The sequence below is a fragment of the Salinicola sp. JS01 genome (assembly GCF_030284585.1).
Classification (GTDB): Bacteria; Pseudomonadota; Gammaproteobacteria; order Pseudomonadales; family Halomonadaceae; genus Salinicola.
The window spans coordinates 2088322-2108936 of the sequence record NZ_CP127244.1; the positions used below are offsets into that span (position 1 = coordinate 2088322).

General features: G+C 65.5%; 17 protein-coding genes and 2 tRNA genes. 5 read left to right on the forward strand and 14 right to left on the reverse strand.

Annotated elements, in window-relative coordinates; genetic code table 11:
* Positions 1-83: 83 nt before the first annotated feature.
* The gene (msrC, locus tag QO259_RS09485) at positions 84-557 is read left to right on the forward strand and encodes a free L-methionine (R)-S-oxide reductase MsrC (RefSeq protein WP_285952611.1); all 474 of its coding nucleotides are present in this window, start codon (positions 84-86) and stop codon (positions 555-557) included.
* A 38-nt stretch (positions 558-595) separates the two neighbouring features.
* Here msrC and QO259_RS09490 read toward each other — a convergent pair whose 3' ends face one another.
* The 9 genes from QO259_RS09490 to QO259_RS09530 form a co-directional block, all read right to left on the reverse strand.
* On the reverse strand, positions 596-1435 hold the full coding sequence (locus tag QO259_RS09490; protein WP_285952612.1) for an HDOD domain-containing protein: 840 nt from the start codon (positions 1433-1435) through the stop codon (positions 596-598).
* Positions 1436-1637: 202 nt separating this feature from the next.
* Positions 1638-3371, reverse strand: coding sequence for an ABC transporter substrate-binding protein (locus QO259_RS09495; RefSeq protein ID WP_207035977.1), 1734 nt, complete (start codon positions 3369-3371; stop codon positions 1638-1640).
* 114 nt (positions 3372-3485) lie between these two features.
* Entirely contained in the window at positions 3486-3758 is a 273-nt protein-coding gene (locus tag QO259_RS09500; protein WP_035471599.1) for a DUF2160 domain-containing protein, read from the reverse strand.
* Positions 3759-3802: 44 nt separating this feature from the next.
* Positions 3803-4603, reverse strand: coding sequence for a carbohydrate ABC transporter permease (locus tag QO259_RS09505; protein WP_035471598.1), 801 nt, complete (start codon positions 4601-4603; stop codon positions 3803-3805).
* A gap of 6 nt (positions 4604-4609) precedes the next feature.
* Positions 4610-5473 carry a carbohydrate ABC transporter permease gene (locus QO259_RS09510; RefSeq protein WP_035471596.1) on the reverse strand — a complete coding sequence of 288 codons (864 nt, stop codon included), beginning with the start codon at positions 5471-5473 and terminating at the stop codon, positions 4610-4612.
* Positions 5460-6572 (reverse strand): ABC transporter ATP-binding protein, encoded by a 1113-nt coding sequence (locus QO259_RS09515; protein WP_285952613.1) that lies wholly within the window; start codon positions 6570-6572, stop codon positions 5460-5462. Before QO259_RS09515 ends, QO259_RS09510 begins: the two co-directional genes overlap by 14 nt.
* Positions 6573-6582: 10 nt before the next feature.
* Complete coding sequence (locus QO259_RS09520) at positions 6583-7680, reverse strand: ABC transporter ATP-binding protein (protein ID WP_285952614.1); 1098 nt, start codon at positions 7678-7680, stop codon at positions 6583-6585.
* 425 nt (positions 7681-8105) lie between these two features.
* Positions 8106-8182: transfer RNA gene (locus QO259_RS09525), tRNA-Val, on the reverse strand.
* Between the two features lie 26 nt (positions 8183-8208).
* Positions 8209-8285, reverse strand: a tRNA-Val gene (locus tag QO259_RS09530).
* A 385-nt stretch (positions 8286-8670) separates the two neighbouring features.
* Between QO259_RS09530 and QO259_RS09535 the strand changes: the two genes are divergently transcribed.
* The 3 genes from QO259_RS09535 (at position 8671) to QO259_RS09545 (ending at position 12623) form a co-directional block, all read left to right on the forward strand.
* Positions 8671-9462, forward strand: coding sequence for a DeoR/GlpR family transcriptional regulator (locus QO259_RS09535; RefSeq protein ID WP_207035986.1), 792 nt, complete (start codon positions 8671-8673; stop codon positions 9460-9462).
* 415 nt (positions 9463-9877) lie between these two features.
* Complete coding sequence (glpD, locus tag QO259_RS09540) at positions 9878-11443, forward strand: glycerol-3-phosphate dehydrogenase (RefSeq protein WP_285952615.1); 1566 nt, start codon at positions 9878-9880, stop codon at positions 11441-11443.
* Positions 11444-11549: 106 nt separating this feature from the next.
* On the forward strand, positions 11550-12623 hold the full coding sequence (locus QO259_RS09545) for an endonuclease/exonuclease/phosphatase family protein (RefSeq protein ID WP_285952616.1): 1074 nt from the start codon (positions 11550-11552) through the stop codon (positions 12621-12623).
* A 268-nt stretch (positions 12624-12891) separates the two neighbouring features.
* Here QO259_RS09545 and QO259_RS09550 read toward each other — a convergent pair whose 3' ends face one another.
* The 3 genes from QO259_RS09550 to attM all read right to left on the reverse strand — a co-directional run bounded on the left by QO259_RS09550 (position 12892) and on the right by attM (position 16541).
* Entirely contained in the window at positions 12892-14271 is a 1380-nt protein-coding gene (locus tag QO259_RS09550; RefSeq protein ID WP_285952617.1) for a class II fumarate hydratase, read from the reverse strand.
* Between the two features lie 208 nt (positions 14272-14479).
* Positions 14480-15607 carry a zinc-dependent alcohol dehydrogenase family protein gene (locus QO259_RS09555; protein WP_207035993.1) on the reverse strand — a complete coding sequence of 376 codons (1128 nt, stop codon included), beginning with the start codon at positions 15605-15607 and terminating at the stop codon, positions 14480-14482.
* A gap of 148 nt (positions 15608-15755) precedes the next feature.
* Complete coding sequence (gene attM / locus QO259_RS09560; RefSeq protein WP_285952618.1) at positions 15756-16541, reverse strand: AttM family quorum-quenching N-acyl homoserine lactonase; 786 nt, start codon at positions 16539-16541, stop codon at positions 15756-15758.
* Positions 16542-16748: 207 nt separating this feature from the next.
* Here attM and QO259_RS09565 point away from each other — a divergent pair, with 207 nt between their 5' ends.
* The gene (locus QO259_RS09565) at positions 16749-17168 is read left to right on the forward strand and encodes a secondary thiamine-phosphate synthase enzyme YjbQ (protein WP_207035997.1); all 420 of its coding nucleotides are present in this window, start codon (positions 16749-16751) and stop codon (positions 17166-17168) included.
* An 18-nt stretch (positions 17169-17186) separates the two neighbouring features.
* On the opposite strand, the gene QO259_RS09570 is transcribed toward QO259_RS09565, so the two are convergent.
* The gene (locus QO259_RS09570) at positions 17187-18941 is read right to left on the reverse strand and encodes an IlvD/Edd family dehydratase (RefSeq protein ID WP_207035998.1); all 1755 of its coding nucleotides are present in this window, start codon (positions 18939-18941) and stop codon (positions 17187-17189) included.
* A 70-nt stretch (positions 18942-19011) separates the two neighbouring features.
* Positions 19012-20412 carry a GntP family permease gene (locus QO259_RS09575; RefSeq protein ID WP_285952619.1) on the reverse strand — a complete coding sequence of 467 codons (1401 nt, stop codon included), beginning with the start codon at positions 20410-20412 and terminating at the stop codon, positions 19012-19014.
* Positions 20413-20615: the final 203 nt, after the last annotated feature.

Here is a 20615-nt window from a genome sequence, read left to right on the forward strand (position 1 = left end):
AGCGCCCCGGCGCTGGTTCTTTCGTTGGGGCGCCGCATCCGGCCCGCCGACGCCTTCATCCACTTCCAGGAGCGCTTTTGCCCATGTCCTCTCGAACCGATACCGACTACGCCAGCCTGGCGCGCCAACTGCACGCCCTGCTCGACACCCGCGACTGGCTCACCAATGCCGCCCAGACCAGCGCCTTCCTGATGCACGCCCTCGACGCGCTCAACTGGGTCGGCTTCTACCTGCAGCGCCAGCCGGAAACCCTGGTGCTGGGACCGTTCCAGGGCCAGCCGGCGTGCAACCCGATCCCCTTCAGCCGCGGCGTATGCGGCGCCGCGGCGCGTTCGCGCACCACCCAGCGCGTCGACGATGTCCACGCCGTAGCGGACCATATCGCCTGCGACGCCGCCTCGCGCTCGGAGCTGGTAGTTCCCATCGTGGTCGCGGATAGGCTATGGGGCGTTCTCGATATCGATAGCCCCGAGGCGGCACGCTTCAGCGCCGCGGATCAGGCCGGTATCGAAAGTCTGTGCCGGGTCTTCGTCGAGGCGAGCGATCTGGACGGCTGAGCCCCCTGACAGGCCCGAGATGGTGCCCGGGGCGGCCTTCAGGCCTTGCCCAGAAACACGTCGAGTTCGTCATCGCCGCGCAGGCTCGACACGCTCTCTTCGTAGAGCGCCAGCAGATCGAGGGCGAGCGGCCGGCGCACGTCCCGCGGCATCTCGCCCAGGGCATGCTCTTCGCGCTGGCCGTTGGCGACGTCGCGATCGATACCGATGGCCAGATGCACCGCGGCGGCATACGGCGAGAACGGCTCGGCCTCCAGCGGTGCGCTCTGATAGGTCAGCGCGCGGCAGATGGTCTCGGGAAAACGCCAGCGCCGCCCCAGCTCCGCCCCCACCTCACTGAAGGTGTAGCCGAACTGGCTCGACTCCAGCTCGCCGCGCGGTGCGCCCTGGGCCACCAGCGAGTCGATGCGCGCCATCACCTCGGGATGAGCGATATGCATCAGCGCCGAGCCGACGTGATGCAGAATGCCACAAGTGAAAGCGGTCTCCGGCGACAGCCCGCCAACCCGGCTGTGGCGCACGATCGCGCGGGCCAGATTGGCGACCGTGAACGATCTCTTCCAGAAGGCGCGCCGATCCAGCCCCGGTACATGCTCGATCACCCCGACCATGCCCGAGGCGATCACCAACGTGCGCACGCGCTCGAACCCCAGCAGCAGGATCGCATCGTCGATCGAGGCGACGTTGCGCCCGACCCCGTAGCGTACCGAATTGGCCGCACGCAGCAGCTTGAGACTGAGCCCCGGATCCTTGCGGATATTGGCCGACACCTGCTGAATGCTGGCGCGATCGTCGTCGAGACTGGCGATCAGCTCGGCGACTACACCAGGAATGCTGGGCAGGCGGTGAACATGTTCGAACAGCGGCTGGTAGCGCATCGACGACTCTCCTCTTGGGCCGGCATCGACGCAGGACGTGCTGCGCGAAGAGCCCACATTCACTGAAGCTCCATGCACAAGCCGAACCCGCGGCTGCAGATACCCGGCCAGGGAAGGCAGCGGCAAGACGTACAAAAAGGCCCGCCGGGTTGGGCGGGCCATGATAGCGCTGCTGGTCGTTGTCAGCGACCGTTTTCCAGCCTCAACTCTCCTGCCACGACTTGACCATCTCGGCGTAGGGAACGGTCTTGCCCTGCGGCTTCTCGTTCTCGAGCTTGGGCTTGGGCGCGCCCGGCTGGTCGAGCCAGTACTGTGCATCACGCGGCTCGTTGAGCTTGGGTCCGCACTGCGGCTGAACATTGGCGCGTTCGAGACGCTCCATGATCCGGTCCTGGGCATCGGCCAGGCCATCGAGCGCGTTCTGCACGCTGGTCTCGCCGCTGACCGCGCGCGAGATGTACTGCCACCAAAGCTGCGCCAGCTTCGGATAGTCGGGCACGTTGGTACCGGTCGGCGACCACTCCAGCCGTGCCGGGCTACGATAGAACTCCACCAGCCCGCCCAGCTTGGGCGCGGCGTCGGTCATCGCCTGGGACTGGATGTCGGACTCGCGAATCGGGGTCAGGCCCACCAGCGTCTTCTTCAGCGAGACCGTCTTGGAGGTCACGAACTGAGCGTAGAGCCAGGCGGCCAGACGGTTCTTCTCCGGGGTCGACTTCATGAAGGTCCAAGAACCCACGTCCTGGTAGCCCTTCTTCATGCCCTTCTCCCAGTACGGCCCCACCGGCGACGGCGCCATACGCCACTTGGGCGTGCCATCGGCGTTGACCACCGGCAGCCCAGGCTTGGTCATGTCGGCGGTGAAGGCGGTGTACCAGAAGATCTGCTGCGCCACGCTGCCCTGGGCGGGCACCGGGCCGGCTTCGGAGAAGGTCATGCCCTGCGCTTCCGGCGGCGCATAGGCGTGCAGCCAGTCGATGTACTTCTGGGTGGCAAAGACCGCCGCCGGGCTGTTGGTACCGCCGCCCCGCGACATGCTCGACCCCACCGGGTGACAGTTCTCGACCCGAATGCCCCACTCGTCGACCGGCAGCCCGTTGGGCAGGCCCTTGTCGCCCTCGCCGGCCATCGAGAACCAGGCATCGGTGAAGCGCCAGCCCAGCGACGGATCCTTCTTGCCGTAGTCCATGTGGCCGTAGACGCGTTTGCCGTCGATCTCCTTGACGTCGTTGGTGAAGAAGTTGGCGATGTCCTCATAGGCCGACCAGTTGACCGGCACGCCGAGTTCGTAGCCGTACTTCTGCTTGAACTTGGCCTTGAGATCGGGATTATCGAACCAGTCGGCGCGGAACCAGTAGAGGTTGGCGAACTGCTGGTCGGGCAGCTGATAGATCTTGCCGTCCGGGCCGGTGGTGAACGAAAGCCCGATGAAATCGTCGAGATCCAGCGTCGGCGAGGTCACCGCGGCGGCATCGCCCTTGATCATGTCGGAGATCGGGACCACCTTGCCGTAGCGCGAGTGGGTCCCGATCAGATCAGAGTCGTTGACATAGCCGTCGTAGATGTTGCGCCCGGACTGCATCTGGGTCTGCAACTTCTCGATCACGTCGCCTTCCTGCAGTAGATCGTGATGCAGTTGAATCCCGGTGATCTCGCTGAATGCCTTGGCCAGCACCTCGGACTCGTACTTGTGGGTGGTCAGCGTCTCCGATACCACGTTGATCTGCATGCCGCGGAACGGCTTGGCCGCGTCGATGAACCACTGCAGCTCCGCCATCTGCTGCTCGGGGCTCAGGGTCGAGGGGGTGAATTCATCCTGCAGCCAGCGCTTGGCCGCATCCTGGTACTGGTCGGCCTGGGCCGCACCGCTGGCGAGTATCAGGCTCAGCAGGCCGAGCGTGAGCGGCCGATAGCTGGCGTGGGCTTGTCTGAACATAGCGTTACCTCGGTTTTTGTGTGGTTCTGCGCCCTGACGGAGGCGGCGACCCACGGCCGCGCGTGACTCCGTCAGCGAGTGCGCCGGTGACGTCCAGCTCGGTTTTGCGGTGTCTCACCCCCATTTCAGCAGTGCGATCAGTCCCGCCACGCACACCAGCGTGACGATCCACAGCGGCCAGCCGGTCAGCGCCAGTGCCAGCAGATGGGCATAGGCGGCGGCCAGCAGACCGATGAACAGGCGATCGCCACGGGTGGTGGAGATCGGCAGGAATCCCTTGCGCTGGTGTCCTGGCGACACCGTCTGCCAGATCGACATCCCCACCAGCATCAGCGCGATGATCACGAAGAACGACGCCGTCGGCAGCGTCCAGGCCATCCAGCTCATCAGCGTTTCCTCCTAGCACGAGGGATCGAATCGAATGCCATGTCTCACACCCGCCCCAGGGCGAAGCCCTTGGCCACGTGGTTACGCACGAAATAGATCACCGCGATGCCCGGCAGCAGCGCGACCACGCCAGCGGCCGCCAGCACGCCCCAGTCGATCCCGGAGGCGGAGACCGTACGTGTCATCTGCGCCACGATCGGCTTGGCGTCGACCGAGGTGAGGGTGCGTGCCAGCAGCAGCTCGACCCACGAAAACATGAAGCAGAAGAAGGCCGTCACGCCGATCCCCGGACGGATCATCGGAATGAAGATGAAGACGAAGAAGCGCGGGAAGCTGTAGCCATCGATATAGGCGGTCTCGTCGATCTCCTTGGGCACCCCGGACATGAACCCCTCGAGAATCCACACCGCCAGCGGTACATTGAACAGACAGTGGGCCAGCGCCACCGCGATCGGGGTGTCGAACAACCCTACCGCGGAGTAGAGCTGGAAGAACGGCAGCAGAAATACCGCCGGCGGCGCCATGCGGTTGGTCAGCAGCCAGAAGAACATGTGCTTATCGCCGAGAAAGCGATAGCGCGAGAAGGCGTAGGCCGCCGGCAGCGCCACCAGCAGCGAGATCGCCATGTTCATCGACACATAGGTGAGCGAGTTGAGATAGCTGGTGTACCAGCTCGGCTCGGTGAAGATGACACGATAGTTGTCCAGCGTCGGCGCCACCGGCCACAGCGTCAGCCCGCCCAGGATCTCCTGGTTCGACTTCAGCGACATGTTGATCAGCCAGTAGATCGGCACCAGGATGAACACCAGATAGAGCAGCATCACCAGACTCTTGCGTACGTGCATGGCGTCTCACCCCTTGTCGTCGTTATGGGTCATGGCGGTATAGAACACCCAGGTCACCAGCAGGATGATCAGGAAGTAGATCAGCGAGAACGCCGCTGCCCGGCCCAGATCGAACTGCCCCAGCGCCATCTGGGTCAGGGTCTGGCTGAGGAAGGTGGTCGCCGTGCCCGGCCCACCGCCGGTGAGCACGAAAGGCTCGGTATAGATCATGAAGCTGTCCATGAAGCGCAGCATCACCGCGATCAGCAGCACGTTCTTGAGCTTGGGCAGCTGGATGTAGCGAAACACCGCCCAGGCCGAGGCGCGGTCGATGCGCGCGGCCTGATAGTAGACGTCGGGGATCGAGCGCAGCCCCGAGTAGCACAGCAGCGCCACCAGCGAGGTCCAGTGCCAGACATCCATGATCAGCACGGTGATCCACGCATCCCGCGGGCTGGAGGCGTAGTTGTAGTCGATCCCCAGGCCGTTGAGCAGCGACCCGTAGAGGCCGATGTCCTCGCGCCCGATGATCTGCCAGATGGTGCCCACAACGTTCCACGGCACCAGCAGCGGCAACGCCAGCAGAATCAGGCTGACCGGGACGCCGAGGCCGCGCCGTGGCATCGACAGCGCCACGATGATGCCCAGCGGTATCTCGATCGCCAGCACGCAGAAGGAGTAGATGAACTGACGCACCAGCGAATCGTGCAGGCGCGGGTCGCTGAGGATCTCGCGATACCACTCGGTGCCGACGAAGTAGCGCGTGCTCGGGTCGAAGATGTCCTGCACCGAGTAGTTGACCACCGTCATCATCGGAATGATGGCGCTGAAGGCGACCAGCACGAAGACCGGCAATACCAGCCACCACGCCTTGTTGTTATACGGCTTCATCGGAGATCTCCAGCAGCAGGTCGTTGGCGTAGAAGCGCATCCACGCCTCGGGCAGATGCAGCCCCACCGTCTCCTCGGCGAGGCTCGTGTACTCGTCGACCCGCACCTTGATGAGCTGGGTCGGGTCAGCGGTGAGCGCCACGTCGATGATCTTGAACGAGCCCTGGTCCTGGATCAGATCGACGCGCCCGGTCAGGGTCGCCTCGTCAGCCGGCACCAGCTCGACGAACTCCGGGCGGATGCCCAGCTGCAGTCGCGCGCCCTCTTGCGCGGCCAGGCGCGCGTGCCAGGCCTCTGGCAGCGCCAGCTCGATGCCGTGGCAGTGAGCCCGCCCCGCCACGATCTCCAGCTCGAGCAGGTTCATCCCGGGGCTACCGATGAAGTAGCCGACGAAGGTGTGGCGCGGCGTCTCGAACAGTTCGCGCGGGGTGCCGAACTGCACGATCTGGCCGCCGTACATCACCGCGATCTTGTCGGCGAAAGTGGCCGCCTCGAGCTGATCGTGGGTGACGTAGACCATGGTCACGTTGAAACGCTGATGGATCTCCTTGAGCTTGCGGCGCAGGCGCCACTTGAGCTGCGGATCGATCACCGTGAGCGGCTCGTCGAACAGGATCGCGGCGACATCGTCCCGCACCAGCCCGCGCCCCATCGACACCTTCTGCTTCTCGTCCGCGGTGAGATTGCGCGCCTTGCGCGCCAGCAGCGGCTCGATCTCCAGCGCCGCCGCCACCTCGCGCACGCGCGCCTCCACGGTCGCCTTCGGCTTGCCCTGGTTGCGCAGCGGGAACGCCAGGTTGTCGAACACCGTCATGGTGTCGTAGACCACCGGAAACTGAAAAACCTGGGCAATGTTGCGCTGCTGCGGGCTCAGCGCATTGACCGCCTTGCCGTCGAACAGCACCTCACCCTCGGACGGCGCCAGCAGCCCGGACATGATGTTGAGCAGCGTGCTCTTGCCGCATCCGGAGGGCCCCAGCAGCGCATAGGCACCGCCCTGCTCCCACACGTGCTCCATCCGCCGCAGGGCGTAATCCTCGGGCGCGCTCGGATTGTCCTGATAGCTGTGCGCCAGCTGGGCCAAGCGAATCTCTGCCATGATCGTCTCCTCAGGCGCACGCCGCAGTGGCAGGGAACACCGGCGAGAGCAACAGCTCCCCGCCCGGCTCGAACACGAACATCTCGGCGCACGGCAGATAAATCTCCAGCGCCTGATCCACCGCCAGCTCGTGGATACCGCCCAGATGCGCGACCAGATCGATCTCGTCGTGGGTCATATGCAGGAAGGTCTCGGAACCGCCGATCTCGGCCACCCGCACCTGTACCGGCAGGCACAGCGTCTCCCCCGTGGCCACCGGCGCCAGGGAGACGTGGTGCGGCCGCACGCCAAGGCGATAGTGCCCTTCCTTGAGATGCTGCCAGGCCGTCGGCAGCGGCAGCCGCTGGCGGCCGATACGACACTCCCCCGCGGTGACTTCGGCTGCCAGCAGGTTGATCGGCGGCTCGCCGAACAGGCTCGCCGCCTCCATGTTGCGGGGCTGGCGATAGACCTCACCGCTGGGGCCGCTCTGGACGATGCGCCCCTCGTTGAGCAGCACCGTAGTGCCACCCAGCGCGAGCGCTTCGGCGGGTTCGGTGGTGGCGTAGACCGCCACGGTGTCGCGCGACGCGAACAGCTTGCGCATCTCCACCCGCAGCGACTCGCGCAGTTTGTAGTCGAGGTTGACCAGCGGCTCGTCGAACAGCACCAGGTCGGCGTCCTTGACCAGCGCCCGCGCCATCGCCGTGCGCTGCTGCTGGCCGCCGGAGAGCGCCTGCGGATAGCGTCCGAGCAGATGGCCGATCCCCAGCATGTGGGCGGTCTCCTCGACCCGGCGCTGGATCTCGGCCCGCGCCACCTTGGCCTGCTTGAGCGGCGAGGCGATATTGTCGAACACGCTCAGGGTGGGATAATTTATGAATTGCTGATACACCATCGATACGTTGCGCTGGCGCACCGGCACATCGGTCATGTCGCGGCCGCCCAGCCATACCCGCCCGCGGCTGGGCGTATCCAGCCCCGCCATCAGGCGCATCAGGGTGGTCTTGCCGGCCAGGGTATGGCCAAGCAGGACGTTGAACGAGCCGCTGTCGAGCTGCAGATTGGCCTCGTCGATATAAGTCTCGCCGCGCACCTTCAACGTCACGTCTTCGAGTTGTAATGACATCGGCCGGGGAACCCCTTTGTTTTCTTTTCCGAGCATCGTAAAACACCCATTCGAAAAAGCCATAGGGTGCGCCCGACGCGCCCGAGAAATAATCTCTTAAACCATGATTATAAAGGACTTTTACGATATTGAACCTTAGTATCAGCGACCATTGGACGAGAGTGAAACCACCCTTTTATTACGACTAAAGTCGCTATTTTTGTTGGCTTCCGAAAAGCTCGCCTTTTCGAAAAATGACATAGCCGATGCTGCAGGGAAGACTCAGATCGCGCAGACGTGGGGAGAGCACAAGCAGCAGCAAAAAGCGCCACCACAAGCGTGAAGACGAAGAGACGAATAGACGGTTAGAGAAAGCCAACGAAGAGTAAAAGGCAGACAGACGATACCAACGAAAAACCCCAGGCCAAGAGCCTGGGGTTTCGAGATGGTAGGACCGAGCGGATTTGAACCGCTGACCTCCACGATGTCAACGTGGCGCTCTAACCAACTGAGCTACGGTCCTGCAAACTGAGGGCACTTTGAAGCGACTGGTAGGACCGAGCGGATTTGAACCGCTGACCTCCACGATGTCAACGTGGCGCTCTAACCAACTGAGCTACGGTCCTGCTGATGTCGCTGTGGTGCTGCCGTCAAACTGATTTAGCTGACTTTGCACCGATGTCATCCGGCCTGCCTCGCCGTGACAACGGAAGCGAATTCTACCCATGCCGCAGAGTATTGCAACCCTTGGCGCGTAAAAAAATTCGCCAAGCCGTTGTCTGCCCTGACTTTAATCACCCCAAGCGAACAGATACCAGACCATGATCTACCCCTGGAGGGCCCTGTAGAAGCCGTCTCGGGCCCCTTTTATGCCTGCGTGAACGGCACCTTCTGATAATATTCGCATCACAACATCGGCCGCGCAGCTCGCCGGCCATGGCAGGACAACGCCGCGCTCGAGCCTGTGCCCGCGGCGTTGTCACCGTGTCGCCAGCCGCCCCAGGACCCAACATGACCCAGCAGGACCGCCACGAAGCCATCATCGCCCTGGTCAAACGTCAGGGCTACGCCGCCATCGAGCAGCTGGCAACGGAGTTCAACGTCACCCCGCAGACCATTCGCCGGGATCTCAACCAGCTCGCCGAAGAGGGCGCGGTACGCCGAGTCCATGGTGGCGCCGGGCTGGAATCGAGCACCGTCAACACCGCCTACCACACGCGCAAGACGCTCAATCTCGAGGCCAAGCGACGCATTGCCGAGCTGTTGGTCACCCAGATTCCCGACTCGGCCTCCCTGTTCATCAACATCGGTACCAGCAACGAGTTCATCGCCGAGGCGCTGTGCCAGCACAGCGGTCTCGAGGTGATCACCAACAATCTCAACGTCGCCGCCATCCTCCAGCACAAGACCGACTTCAACGTCATCGTCGCCGGCGGCCAGGTGCGCTCTCGCGATGGCGGCATCATCGGCGAGGCGACGATCGACTTCATCAATCAGTTCAAGGTCGACTACGGCATCATCGGCATCAGCGGTATCGACCGCGACGGCTCGCTGCTGGAGTTCGACTATCAGGAAGTGCGCGTGGCCCAGGCGATCATCCGCAACTCGCGCCAGGTCTACCTCGCCGCCGACCACTCCAAGTTCCAGCGCAACGCCGTGGTACGCCAGGGCAACCTGAGCCAGGTCGACGCCTTCTTCACCGACCGCCAGCCGCCGGACACCCTGGTCCGCCTGATGCACGAGCACGGCGTCGAACTGCATGTGGCCGGCGAAGCGGCGGCGGCCCAGGCCAGCGAGAACTGAGTCACAGCGCATTGAGCCGGCGCCGGACACACGGCCTGCTCTGCTCCCACCGCCCCACCCCCGGTTCGGGGCGGCGTCACGGCACCGGCCTATCCGCTGCCCCTCTTGTTTTAGCCCCCTGTTCTAGCCCCACGTTTTAGCCCCCTGCTTTAGCCCCGCTGTGCTAGCCCGCCTTGTTCCGCCCCGCTGGACGCCATCTCGAGACGCCACCACGGGACGGCCAGGCTCACCGCCGACGCCGCGGCACGGCGTCCCGCGCTTCTGCCATCCGAGGCGAGCGGCGAGTCAGCGACTCATGCCCCCGCCCTCAGCGCCGATTTTCACCGCGAAAGCAGATACCGCCTATTGATGTTCGAAAATGATTGGTCTATTTTCGTTTTCGAAAACACATCTCACACGACACGGGGGAGACGGCATGAGCACGGTGGCGCAAGACAAGACCTACGACATGATCGTCGTGGGCGGCGGCATCAATGGCACCGGTATCGCCAACGATGCCGCTGGCCGCGGCCTGTCGGTGCTGCTGTGCGAGCAAGCCGATCTGGCCAGCGCGACCTCTTCCGCCAGCAGCAAGCTGATCCATGGCGGTCTGCGCTATCTCGAACACCGCGAGTTCCGACTGGTGCGCGAAGCGCTGCGCGAGCGCGAGGTGATGCTGCGCAAGGCACCACATATCGTCTGGCCGATGCGCTTCATTCTGCCCCACCAGCCGCACCTGCGCCCCGCCTGGATGATCCGTGCCGGGCTCTTCCTCTATGATCACCTCAGCCACCGCGACAGCCTGCCCAACGCCAAGCGGCTGACATTCGATGCCCAGGGCCCCCTCGTGCCGGAGATCAAGCGCGGCTTCGAGTACTCCGACTGCTGGGTGGACGACGCCCGTCTGGTGCTGCTCAACGCGCTCCAGGCCCAGGACAAGGGCGCCGATATCCGCCTGCGTACGCGCTGCAGCGCGGCCAACGAGGAGAATGGCGGCTGGCGGGTGACGCTGGAAGATCGCCTCTCCGGCAAGACAAGCCAGGTACGCGGCAAGGTACTGGTCAACGCCAGCGGGCCGTGGGTCGAGTCCTTCGTCAAGGGCAGCGCCCAGCGCCAGTCGCGCTACGGTATCCGCATGATCCAGGGCAGCCATCTGATCGTACCGCGGCTCAACCAGGACGAGCGCGCCTACATCCTGCAGAATCAGGACGGGCGTATCGTCTTCGTGCTGCCCTACCAGCAGCACTACAGCCTGATCGGCACCACCGACCGCCGCTATCAGGGCGATCCGTCCCGCGTCGGTATCAGCGAGGAGGAGATCGGCTATCTGCTCAAGGTACTCAATGGCCATTTCCAGCGTCAGCTCAGCCGCGACGATGTCATCGCCACCTACTCCGGGGTGCGCCCGCTGTGCGACGACGAGTCGGAAAACCCCTCGGCGATGACCCGCGACTACACCTTGGACCTCGACACCCACGGCGCCCCGCTGCTGTCGATCTTCGGCGGCAAGATCACCACCTATCGCAAGCTCGCCGAAGCGGCCCTGCGCAAGCTGCAGCCGCTGCTGCCGCAGATGCGTGCGGCGTGGACCGCCGAGGCCACCCTGCCCGGGGGCGACATCGATGGCCGCGAGGCGTTCGCCGCCCGCCTCCAGCGCGACTACGCGTTCCTGCCGGCGGCGTGGGCAGAGCGCTTCGCCTCCAGCTACGGCAGCCTGTGTCTTCGCTTCCTCGACGGCGTCAGCCACCGTGAGGCGCTGGGAGAAGAGTTCGGTGGCGGTCTGACCCGCGCCGAGGTCGACTATCTGATCGACCACGAGTGGGCCCGCACCAGTGACGACATCCTGTGGCGGCGGACCAAGCTGGGGCTGGTGCTGACGCCGGCCCAGGTGGCGGCGCTGGACGCCTATCTCGCCACCCATCCGCGCCTGAACTCAGCCAGTACCGAAGCCAGCAACGTAGCCAGCCCGGCAGCGGCGATGAGCGAGACCTGGGCCGGGTAGCGATCCCCGCGCCGGGCGTCGTTCCCGGCGCTCGGAAAACGGCGGTGTGTTCCCGGCCCTCTGCTACGCTGGAGGCACCCGCCGCTCTTTTCCGAGGATTTCCGCTTTGCAACTCCTGTTCACGCTGCTGGGCTGCCTGGTACTGATCGTGACCTTGGTGCCCTATCTGCGGATCCGGCACTGGAGCGTGAGAAGTTTCGACTTCCCCCTGCTGCAGATCGCCTGTATCGCCACCGCGCTGGCACTGCTGCAGCTCGCCTGTCAGCCCCACGCCTGGTGGCACTGGTGCGGCGTCGGCGCCAGCCTGGTCGCCGCTGGCGTGCAGTGGGCCCGCATCTACCCCTGGACCCCGCTGGCCCGTTGCGCAGTGGTCAAGGCACGCGAGCGCGATGCCAGCCGCGAGCTCACGCTGCTGGTCTCCAACGTGCTCACCCCCAATCGCCAGGCACACAAGCTGATCGCTCAGGTCGAGCAGCACCAGCCCGACCTGCTGCTGACGCTGGAATCAGACCGCTGGTGGGGAGACCGCCTCGACGAAGCGCTGGGCGAGCAGTTCCCCGACGCGGTGCGCATTCCGCTCGACAACCTCTACGGCATGCACCTCTATTCGCGCCTCCCGCTCGAAGAGGTCGAAGTGAAGTGGCTGATCCAGGATGACATCCCCTCGATCCACGCCTGGGTGCGCCTGGAAAGCGGCAAGCGCGTGCGGCTGCATGCGCTGCACCCGCGCCCGCCCGCGCCATCGGAGAGCGACGAGTCACTGTGGCGCGATGCCGAGCTGCTGCTGGTGGGCGAAGCAATCGCCGGTGACAAGCGAGCGACGCTGGTGGCCGGAGACCTCAACGATGTCGCCTGGTCGCGCACCACCAAGCTGTTCTGCAAGGTCAGCGGCATGCTCGATCTACGCCGCGGCCGCGGTCAGTACAGTACCTTCCACGCCAAATACCCATTCCTGCGCTGGCCGCTGGATCACGTCTTCGTCTCCGAGCAGTTCACGCTGGTGGCAATGCGCCGGCTGAAAGAGATCGGTTCGGATCACTTCCCGATGCTGGTCACCCTGCGCCACGATCCCAGCCGGGCCGACGAGAACGAGCCGGAAGCCGCCGACGCCGAGGAACGCCGCGACGCCGAAGACACCATCGAAGAGGCCAAGGAGCGCCACGGCGAAGCGCCGGTATGAGCCACACGCTGACTCTGGCCGGCAACAGCAGCGCTCCCCTTCACGCCACCAACGCCAGATCATATCTGCTGTAGGAGCGAGCTCTGCTCGCGAATCTTTGGCCGGCGGCCATCGCCAGGCATTACGCAACGCACGCGCAAGCCCAAGCCCCGCTGCCCACGTCAGCCGAAGATGAATGTATCAGCTACTGCCCTTCGCGAGCGAGCCCACTCCTACAGGCGGCTGAACCCGGTGCGCCACCCCGAAAGGTGGCGCGCGTCGCATTCGTTCACCCGGGAATACCGCCCTCGGTCAGCTTGGCCGGGTCGAGCAGACGTTCCAGCTCTTCGCGGGAAAGATCGGTCTCCTCCTCGGCCACGTCGATGATCGGGCGGCCACCCTGGTAGGCTTTCTTGGCCACAGCGGCGGCGGCATCGTAGCCGATCACCGAATTGAGCGCGGTGACCAGGATCGGATTCTTGGACAGCGGCGTCTCGATGTTGTCTCGGCGCACGTTGAAGGTGGCGATGGCGCGATCCGCCAGCAGCCGACTAACGTTGGTCAGCAGCCGGATCGATCCGAGCAGATTATGGGCGATCAGCGGCAGCATCACGTTGAGCTGGAAGTTGCCGCTCTGGCCCGCCACGGTGATCGCGGTGTCATTGCCGATCACCTGGGCCGCCACCTGGATCGCCGACTCCGGAATCACCGGATTGACCTTGCCCGGCATGATCGAGCTGCCCGGCTGCAGTGCCTCCAGCTCGATCTCGCCCAGGCCCGCCAGCGGCCCGGAGTTCATCCAGCGCAGGTCGTTGGCGATCTTCATCACCGCACAGGCGTAGGTGCGCAGATGCCCGGAGAGCTCCACCGCCGCATCCTGGGAGGCGAGGCTGGCGAAGAAGCTGTCGTTGGGTCGGAACTCAAGATGGGTATCGCGGGCCAGCCGCTCCGCCACCCGCTGGGCGAACTCGGGATGGGCGTTGACCCCGGTCCCCACCGCGGTGCCGCCCAGCGCCAGGCGCGTCACCCGCTTGAGCCCATCCTCCAGCCGCTCGATCGCCTGGCCGATCTGACTCGACCAGCCGCCCAGCTCCTGGCTCAGACGCACCGGCATGGCGTCCATCAGATGGGTGCGCCCGGTCTTGACCACGTCGTCGAGACTCTGCGCCTTGTCGTCGATGCTCGAGCGCAGGTAGTGCAGCGCCGGCAGCAGCCGCTCTCGCACCTGAACCGCCGCGGCCAGATGGATCGCGGTGGGGATCACGTCGTTGCTCGACTGCCCCATGTTGACGTGATCGTTGGGGCCGACCGTGAGCGAATCGCTGCTGGCCAGATGCGAGATCACCTCGTTGACGTTCATGTTGGTCGAGGTGCCGGAGCCGGTCTGGAACACATCCACCGGGAACTGGTCGGCGTGCTGCCCCGCGATGATCTCATCGGCGGCGCTGATGATAGCGTTGGCGCGCGCCGCGTCGAGCAGCCCCAGCTCCTGGTTGACCTCGGCGGCGGCACGCTTGATCTGCGCCACCGCGGCGATGAACTCGCCCGGCAGCGGCTGGCCGCTGACCGGGAAGTTATTCACGGCGCGCTGGGTCTGGGCGCCGTAGCGGGCACTGGCGGGCACCTCGAGCTCGCCCATGCTGTCACGTTCGATACGCTGTTGAGTCATGGTTGCCTCCTGACGATGGCGGATGAATGCCGTTGAAATCGGGCCGCGGGACGGCGCTAAGAACACTCACGGAACTCACTCAAGACTAGCAGGCCCAGCACCGCTTGCAGCGCCCATCGCTAGCGCTGGGCATGCCCCGAAAACGCCACCGCCCGCGCGGATGGAGCGCGGGCGGTGGCAGGTCTCGCCGAGGCGCAGCCTGGACGCGTCAGTCGAAGTCGATGATTTGGCGGATCGCCTCGCCACTGGCAAGCCGGTCGAAACCGAGGTTGATCTCGTCCAGCTTCAGACGGTGGGTCAGCAGCTTCTCCACCGGCAGGCGGCCGGCGCGATAGAGCGCGATATACTCAGGCACGTCCAGCGACGGCACGTGCCCGCCCAGATAGGAACCCTTGAGCGTACGCTCCTCGGCGACCATCCGCGTAGGGCTGATGGCGAAACGCACGTCCGGATGCGGTAGCCCCGAGGTCACCGTGGTACCGCCGCGGGCGGTAGACTCGTAGGCGAACTCCAGCGCCCTGGAGACACCGGCGAACTCGGCGGCGATATCCACCCCACCGCCGCTGATCTCGCGCACCTGCTCGATGGCATCGGCGTCGCTGCTGTTGACCACATGGGTGGCGCCCATTGCCTTGGCGGTTTCCAGCTTGTCTGGGGCGATGTCGGCGGCAATCACCTGACGAGCGCCGCCCCCGGCAGCCCCCATCACCGCCGCCAGACCGACCCCACCGAGGCCGACCACCAGCACCGACTGCCCCAGACGCAGGCCGGCGGTATGAACCACCGCGCCGACCCCGGTGAGCACGGCGCAACCGAACAGCGCCGCGATATGGAACGGCAGATCGGCATCGATCCGCGTCAGCGACCGTCGCGAGGCCACCGCGTACTCGGCGAAGCCGGAAACCCCGATATGGTGATAGATCTTCTGCCCGCCCCGGTGCAGGCGCATGCCGCCGCCCAGCAGGTGCCCGGCGCCATTGGCCACCTGCCCCGGCGCGCACAGCGCCGCACGCCCGGAGAGACACGAAGCGCAGGCGCCGCAGCTGGGGGCGAACGAGAACACCACATGATCGCCGGGCGCGAGATCCTCGACGCCCTCGCCGACCTCGACCACCTCGCCGGCGGCCTCGTGCCCCAGCACCATCGGCAGCGGCCGCGGCCGATCGCCGTTGATGGTGGAGAGATCCGAGTGGCACAGCCCGGCGGCGCGCATGCGCACCAGCACCTCGCCGCGCCCGGGCGGGTCGAGCTCGACCTCCTCGATCGACAGCGGCTGCGACTCCCGGTACGGGCGTGGCTTCTGCATCTCGTGGATCACGGCTGCATGCATTTTCATCGCGACTTCCCTATTCGATGGATCGCCCCGGCACGCCTCATCATGCCGGGTGCGCCTGGCGTTGATGTGCCGGGCCCGGCATTCGACATGCCAGGCCCGGCACTCCGTCTGTCAGAAAAACTCGGCCTGTCAGGAGAATCTCGGTCTGTCAGGAATAGTACTCGGGCGCGTGACGGAAGGTCGGCCACGCCTGCGGGTCGTGGCCGGTGACCACCAGCGCCCCGGTTTTCTCGGCCAGTGCATGCAGCTTGCGCACAGAGCGCACCGTATCCACGGTCGAGGCAAGAAAGCCCGGTAGCGCCTTCTCATCCCAGTGATCGGTGGTGTAGGCCGCATCCACCGCCAGCAGCACCGGGCCGGTCTCGGGGAGCTGGAGCAGAAAGCTGGCATGCCCAGGGGCATGCCCCGGGGTGAAGATGAAGCGGATGCTGCCGTCGCCGAAGACGTCATAGCCGTCGTCGCCATCCTCGAGCAGATGCCACTTCAGCCCGGGACGATCGAAATCGGCGCGGATATAGCCGCCGGCGGCGAACCAGTCCGGCGCCATGGCATACTCGTATTCGCGCCGCCGTACGATATGCGTGGCATTGGGGAAGCGTCCGGTCGCACCGGTGTGGTCCAGGTGCAAGTGGCTGTGCAGGACATAGCGCACGTCCTCGGGTTCGATGCCGAAGGCCTTCAGCGCCTGGACACACCCCTCCTCCTCCCGCATCACCGGCCAGTAGACCGCGGTGACGTCTCCCCAGTGGGCCACCGGGTCGCTGGCGCACTCGACGGCGCAGCCGCCGTCGATGACCACATTGCCCGCCGGATGCGTGATCAGGTACCAGGGCACCGGAATCTCGTACTCATCCAGCCCCGCATTCATCTTGATATTGCACACCCGGCACTTGAGCGTGCCGGTCTGGAACATGTAAAGACGTGGGGTAGTCATGACGCACTCCTGGTTGGAACACACGAAGACGACATTGCCGCTGAGCGCGGATCGAATACGGTGCCCGATTCAACGACCGCAAGCGGCATCGAGCCTCGCCGCCGGGCGACCGGACGTGTCAGAGTAGGCCACCGCCAAACGGCATGAACAGCGGACTTTGGTCCCAGGCATGCCCGCTCTCAACATACTCATGGAGACGTCTCAACCATGTGGCACCGCCAGCAATTCACGCTCTCCGCGCGCCCGCGCGGCTTTCATCTGGTCACCGACGAGATCCTGGCGGCACTGCCGCGACTGGCCGAGGTCCAGACCGGCCTGCTCCATCTGCAACTGATGCACACCTCGGCCTCGCTGACCCTGAACGAGAACGCCGACCCCGACGTGCGCCATGACATGGCGCTGTTCGCCGCCCGGATCGCCCCCGAGCGGCTCGACGGCCTGCGTCACACCCTCGAAGGCCCGGATGACATGCCCGCCCACGTTCTCGCCAGCCTGTTCGGCACCCAGCTGACCCTGGCGGTGGACAACGGCCGCCTGCTCAGCGGCACCTGGCAGGGCATCTGGCTGGGCGAGCACCGCCAGCACGGCGGCGCACGCCGGATCACCGCCACCCTGAGCGGTGAGTGACCCCGCCGGACCACACTCTCAGTGCGAGTGGCGTGGCACCTCGGCGCCACGGCAGCCGCGCAGGAAGTCGAAGTCACAGCCTTCGTCGGCCTGCAGTACGTGCTCGATATAGAGTTGACGATAACCACCGCTGCTGGCGATCTGATTCGACGCCGCGGTGGGATCGGCGGCAGCCAGGCGGCGTGCGATCTCGGCGTCGTCGACCTCCAGCTCGAGCTTGCCGCTGTCGCAGTCCAGGCTGATCCAGTCGCCGTTCTCGACCGCCGCCAGCGGGCCGCCGGCGGCCGCCTCCGGGGCCACGTGCAGCACCACGGTGCCGTAGGCGGTACCGCTCATGCGGGCATCCGAGATGCGCACCATGTCGGTGATGCCCTGGGCCAGAATCTTCGGCGGCAGGCCCATGTTGCCGACCTCGGCCATGCCGTGATAACCCCGCGGGCCGCAGTGTTTCATCACCAGGATGTCGTCCGGCGAGACCTCCAGATCGGGGTCGTTGATGCGCGCCTTGTAGTCGTCGAAGTTCTCGAACACCACCGCCCGCCCGCGATGACTCATCAGCGCCGCGGTCGCCGCCGAGGGCTTGAGCACCGCGCCATTGGGCGCCAGGTTGCCGCGCAGGATGCACATGCCGCCGTCGTCGCGCAGCGGGTTGTCGAGCGGGCGGATCACGTCGTCGTTGTAGAGCGGCGCCTCGCGCACGTTTTCCCACAGCGTGCGACCATTGACCGTCAGCGCATCCGGGTGCGGCAGGCGGTCGGCATCGCCCAGACGCTTGAGTACCGCCGGCAGGCCGCCGGCATAGTAGAACTCCTCCATCAGATAGCGCCCGGAGGGCTGCAGGTCGACGATCGTCGGCGTGCCGCGCCCCATCCGGGTCCAGTCGTCGAGGCTCAGGTCGACCCCGATACGCCCGGCGATCGCCTTGAGATGGATCACCGCATTGGTCGATCCGCCAATGGCGGCATTGGTGCGAATGGCGTTCTCGAACGCCTCACGGGTGAGGATCTTCGACAGTTTGAGGTCCTCGTGGACCATCTCGACGATACGGTTGCCGGAGAGGTGGGCGAGCACGTAGCGGCGTGAGTCCACCGCCGGGATGGCGGCATTGTGGGGCAGCGATACCCCCAGCGACTCGGCCATGCAGGCCATCGTCGAGGCCGTGCCCATGGTGTTGCAGGTACCCGCCGAGCGCGACATGCCCGCCTCTGCCGCCATGAAGTCGTGCATCGAGATCTGACCCGCCTTGACCTGCTCGGAGAGCTGCCACACCACCGTGCCGGAGCCGATATCCTTGCCCTGGTGCTTGCCGTTGAGCATCGGCCCGCCGGTCACCACGATCGCCGGAATATCGCAGCTCGCCGCGCCCATCAGCAGTGCCGGGGTGGTCTTGTCGCAGCCCACCAACAGCACCACGCCATCGATGGGGTTGCCGCGGATCGCCTCCTCGACGTCCATGCTCGCCAGATTGCGGGTGAACATCGCCGTGGGGCGCAGATTGGACTCACCGTTGGAGAACACCGGGAACTCCACCGGATAGCCCCCCGCCTCGAGCACGCCCTGCTTGACGTGCTCGGCGAGCTTACGGAAATGGGCGTTGCAGGGCGTCAGTTCCGACCAGGTATTGCAGATGCCGATGATCGGCTTGCCCTGGAATTCGTGGTCCGGAATGCCCTGATTCTTCATCCAGCTACGGTACATGAAGCCGTTCTTGTCGGCCCGGCCAAACCACTCCGCGGAGCGCAGTCGCGGGGTCTTGTCGCCAGCATCGCTCATCTCGTCTCTCCTTGGTCCGCCGGGGCCGGCAGCGCGGCCCCGCAGGGTCTAGTACGTGTCAGGGTCGTGCCTACAGCGCCGCGAACAGCAGCCAGGCCAGGGCAAAGGCCAGCAGCGAGATCGCGGTGGAAATCACGGTCCAGGTCTTGAGCATGGTCTTGGTATCGACGGCGAGAAAACGCCCCACCAGCCAGAAACCGGAATCGTTGACGTGCGAATAGCCGATCGCGCCGGCGACGATCGCCACGGTGATGCAGGCCGCCGGCAGCCCGGCCAGCGAGGGATCGGCGAGGACCACCGGCGCCATGATGCCGGCGGCGGTGGTACCGGCCACGGTGGCCGAACCCTGGGCCACACGGATCACCGCGGCGATCACGTAGCCGGCGAGGATCACCGGCATACCCAGCGTCTGCAGACTGTCCGCCAGCGCGTCGCCTATGCCGCTGGCCGTCAGCACCCCACCGAACATGCCCCCCGCCCCAGTGATCAGGATGATGCTGCAGACCGGCGCCAGCGCCTGCTCGACGATCTCGTTGATCGACTCCATCGCGCCGCGTTCGCGTGAACGCAGCACCAGCAACCACATCGCCACGCAGGTGCTGATGAGCATCGCGATGGGCGTCTCGCCGATCAGCATCAGCGCGTGGACCAGGGCGCCATCGGCGGCGATCGCCCCGCTCTGGGCCAGCGTCGACAGCCCGGTGTTGAGAAAGATCAGCGCCAGCGGCAGCAGCAGCACCAGCAGCACGGTGGCAAACGCCGGACGCCGGGCGGCGGGAACCTGCTCCTGCTCGCCCCCCATCAGATCGGGCACGCGCTGAAAGGGCGCACGCCGAGCCAGGACCAGCGACAGTCGATAGCCCGTGAGATACCAGGTCGGCAGCCCCACCAGCAGCGCCACGAACAGCACCTGACCGATATCCGCCTGCAAGAACACCGCCGCGGCCACCGGCCCCGGATGCGGCGGCATCAGCGCATGCATCACCAGAAAGGCGCCGGCGGCCGGCAAGCCGTAAAGCAGCAGCGAAGCCTTGAGCTCGCGGGCCACCGAGTAGATCACCGGCAGCATCACCACGAAGGCGGCGTCGAGAAAGATCGGAAAGCCGAACAGCAGACACGCAATCGACAGCCCCAGCGGGGCCTTGTCACGTCCGAACAGGCGAATCAGCGTGTCGGCCAGCACCCGCGCCCCGCCGGAAACCGCCACCAGGCGTCCGAGCACCGCCCCGAAGCCGATCAACAGCGCCACGTTACCCAGGGTCTTGCCGAAGCCGCCGAGTAGTGTCGGCAGCAGGTCGGCGACCGAGATCCCGGTCGCCAGCGCGGTGCCGATACTGACGATCACCAGGGCAAAGAACGGATGCAGCCGCACCCGGATGATCAGCACCAGCAGGATGGCGATGGCCAGCGCCGCGATCCCCATCAGGCCCAGGGTCGACAATCCCGAAGCCGCCTGTGCGCTCTCTTGCATGAACTCCTCCTCACGGGCCCGGGCGATGGCTCGGACGTCTTGGCGTGGAAGCCTGCACGTTACGGGCGGAGATCAATAACCAACTAATAGCAATTTAGGCTTTTTAAGATATGTTTTTTAATATCAATCTTGCGAAGCCGGCACCCCGTCTGCCGCGTCCCACCGTGGCGGCTGGCGCCACCCAGACCAAAGTCGAGGCACCG

What these genes read in the sequence shown, in the direction of transcription:
- msrC (WP_285952611.1), top strand. Translation starts at nt 84, where the DNA reads ATGTCCTCTCGAACCGATACCGACTACGCCAGCCTGGCGCGCCAACTG.
- QO259_RS09490 (WP_285952612.1), bottom strand. Translation starts at nt 1,435, where the DNA reads ATGCGCTACCAGCCGCTGTTCGAACATGTTCACCGCCTGCCCAGCATT.
- QO259_RS09495 (WP_207035977.1), bottom strand. Translation starts at nt 3,371, where the DNA reads ATGTTCAGACAAGCCCACGCCAGCTATCGGCCGCTCACGCTCGGCCTG.
- QO259_RS09500 (WP_035471599.1), bottom strand. Translation starts at nt 3,758, where the DNA reads ATGAGCTGGATGGCCTGGACGCTGCCGACGGCGTCGTTCTTCGTGATC.
- QO259_RS09505 (WP_035471598.1), bottom strand. Translation starts at nt 4,603, where the DNA reads ATGCACGTACGCAAGAGTCTGGTGATGCTGCTCTATCTGGTGTTCATC.
- QO259_RS09510 (WP_035471596.1), bottom strand. Translation starts at nt 5,473, where the DNA reads ATGAAGCCGTATAACAACAAGGCGTGGTGGCTGGTATTGCCGGTCTTC.
- QO259_RS09515 (WP_285952613.1), bottom strand. Translation starts at nt 6,572, where the DNA reads ATGGCAGAGATTCGCTTGGCCCAGCTGGCGCACAGCTATCAGGACAAT.
- QO259_RS09520 (WP_285952614.1), bottom strand. Translation starts at nt 7,680, where the DNA reads ATGTCATTACAACTCGAAGACGTGACGTTGAAGGTGCGCGGCGAGACT.
- QO259_RS09535 (WP_207035986.1), top strand. Translation starts at nt 8,671, where the DNA reads ATGACCCAGCAGGACCGCCACGAAGCCATCATCGCCCTGGTCAAACGT.
- glpD (WP_285952615.1), top strand. Translation starts at nt 9,878, where the DNA reads ATGAGCACGGTGGCGCAAGACAAGACCTACGACATGATCGTCGTGGGC.
- QO259_RS09550 (WP_285952617.1), bottom strand. Translation starts at nt 14,271, where the DNA reads ATGACTCAACAGCGTATCGAACGTGACAGCATGGGCGAGCTCGAGGTG.
- QO259_RS09555 (WP_207035993.1), bottom strand. Translation starts at nt 15,607, where the DNA reads ATGAAAATGCATGCAGCCGTGATCCACGAGATGCAGAAGCCACGCCCG.
- attM (WP_285952618.1), bottom strand. Translation starts at nt 16,541, where the DNA reads ATGACTACCCCACGTCTTTACATGTTCCAGACCGGCACGCTCAAGTGC.
- QO259_RS09565 (WP_207035997.1), top strand. Translation starts at nt 16,749, where the DNA reads ATGTGGCACCGCCAGCAATTCACGCTCTCCGCGCGCCCGCGCGGCTTT.
- QO259_RS09570 (WP_207035998.1), bottom strand. Translation starts at nt 18,941, where the DNA reads ATGAGCGATGCTGGCGACAAGACCCCGCGACTGCGCTCCGCGGAGTGG.
- QO259_RS09575 (WP_285952619.1), bottom strand. Translation starts at nt 20,412, where the DNA reads ATGCAAGAGAGCGCACAGGCGGCTTCGGGATTGTCGACCCTGGGCCTG.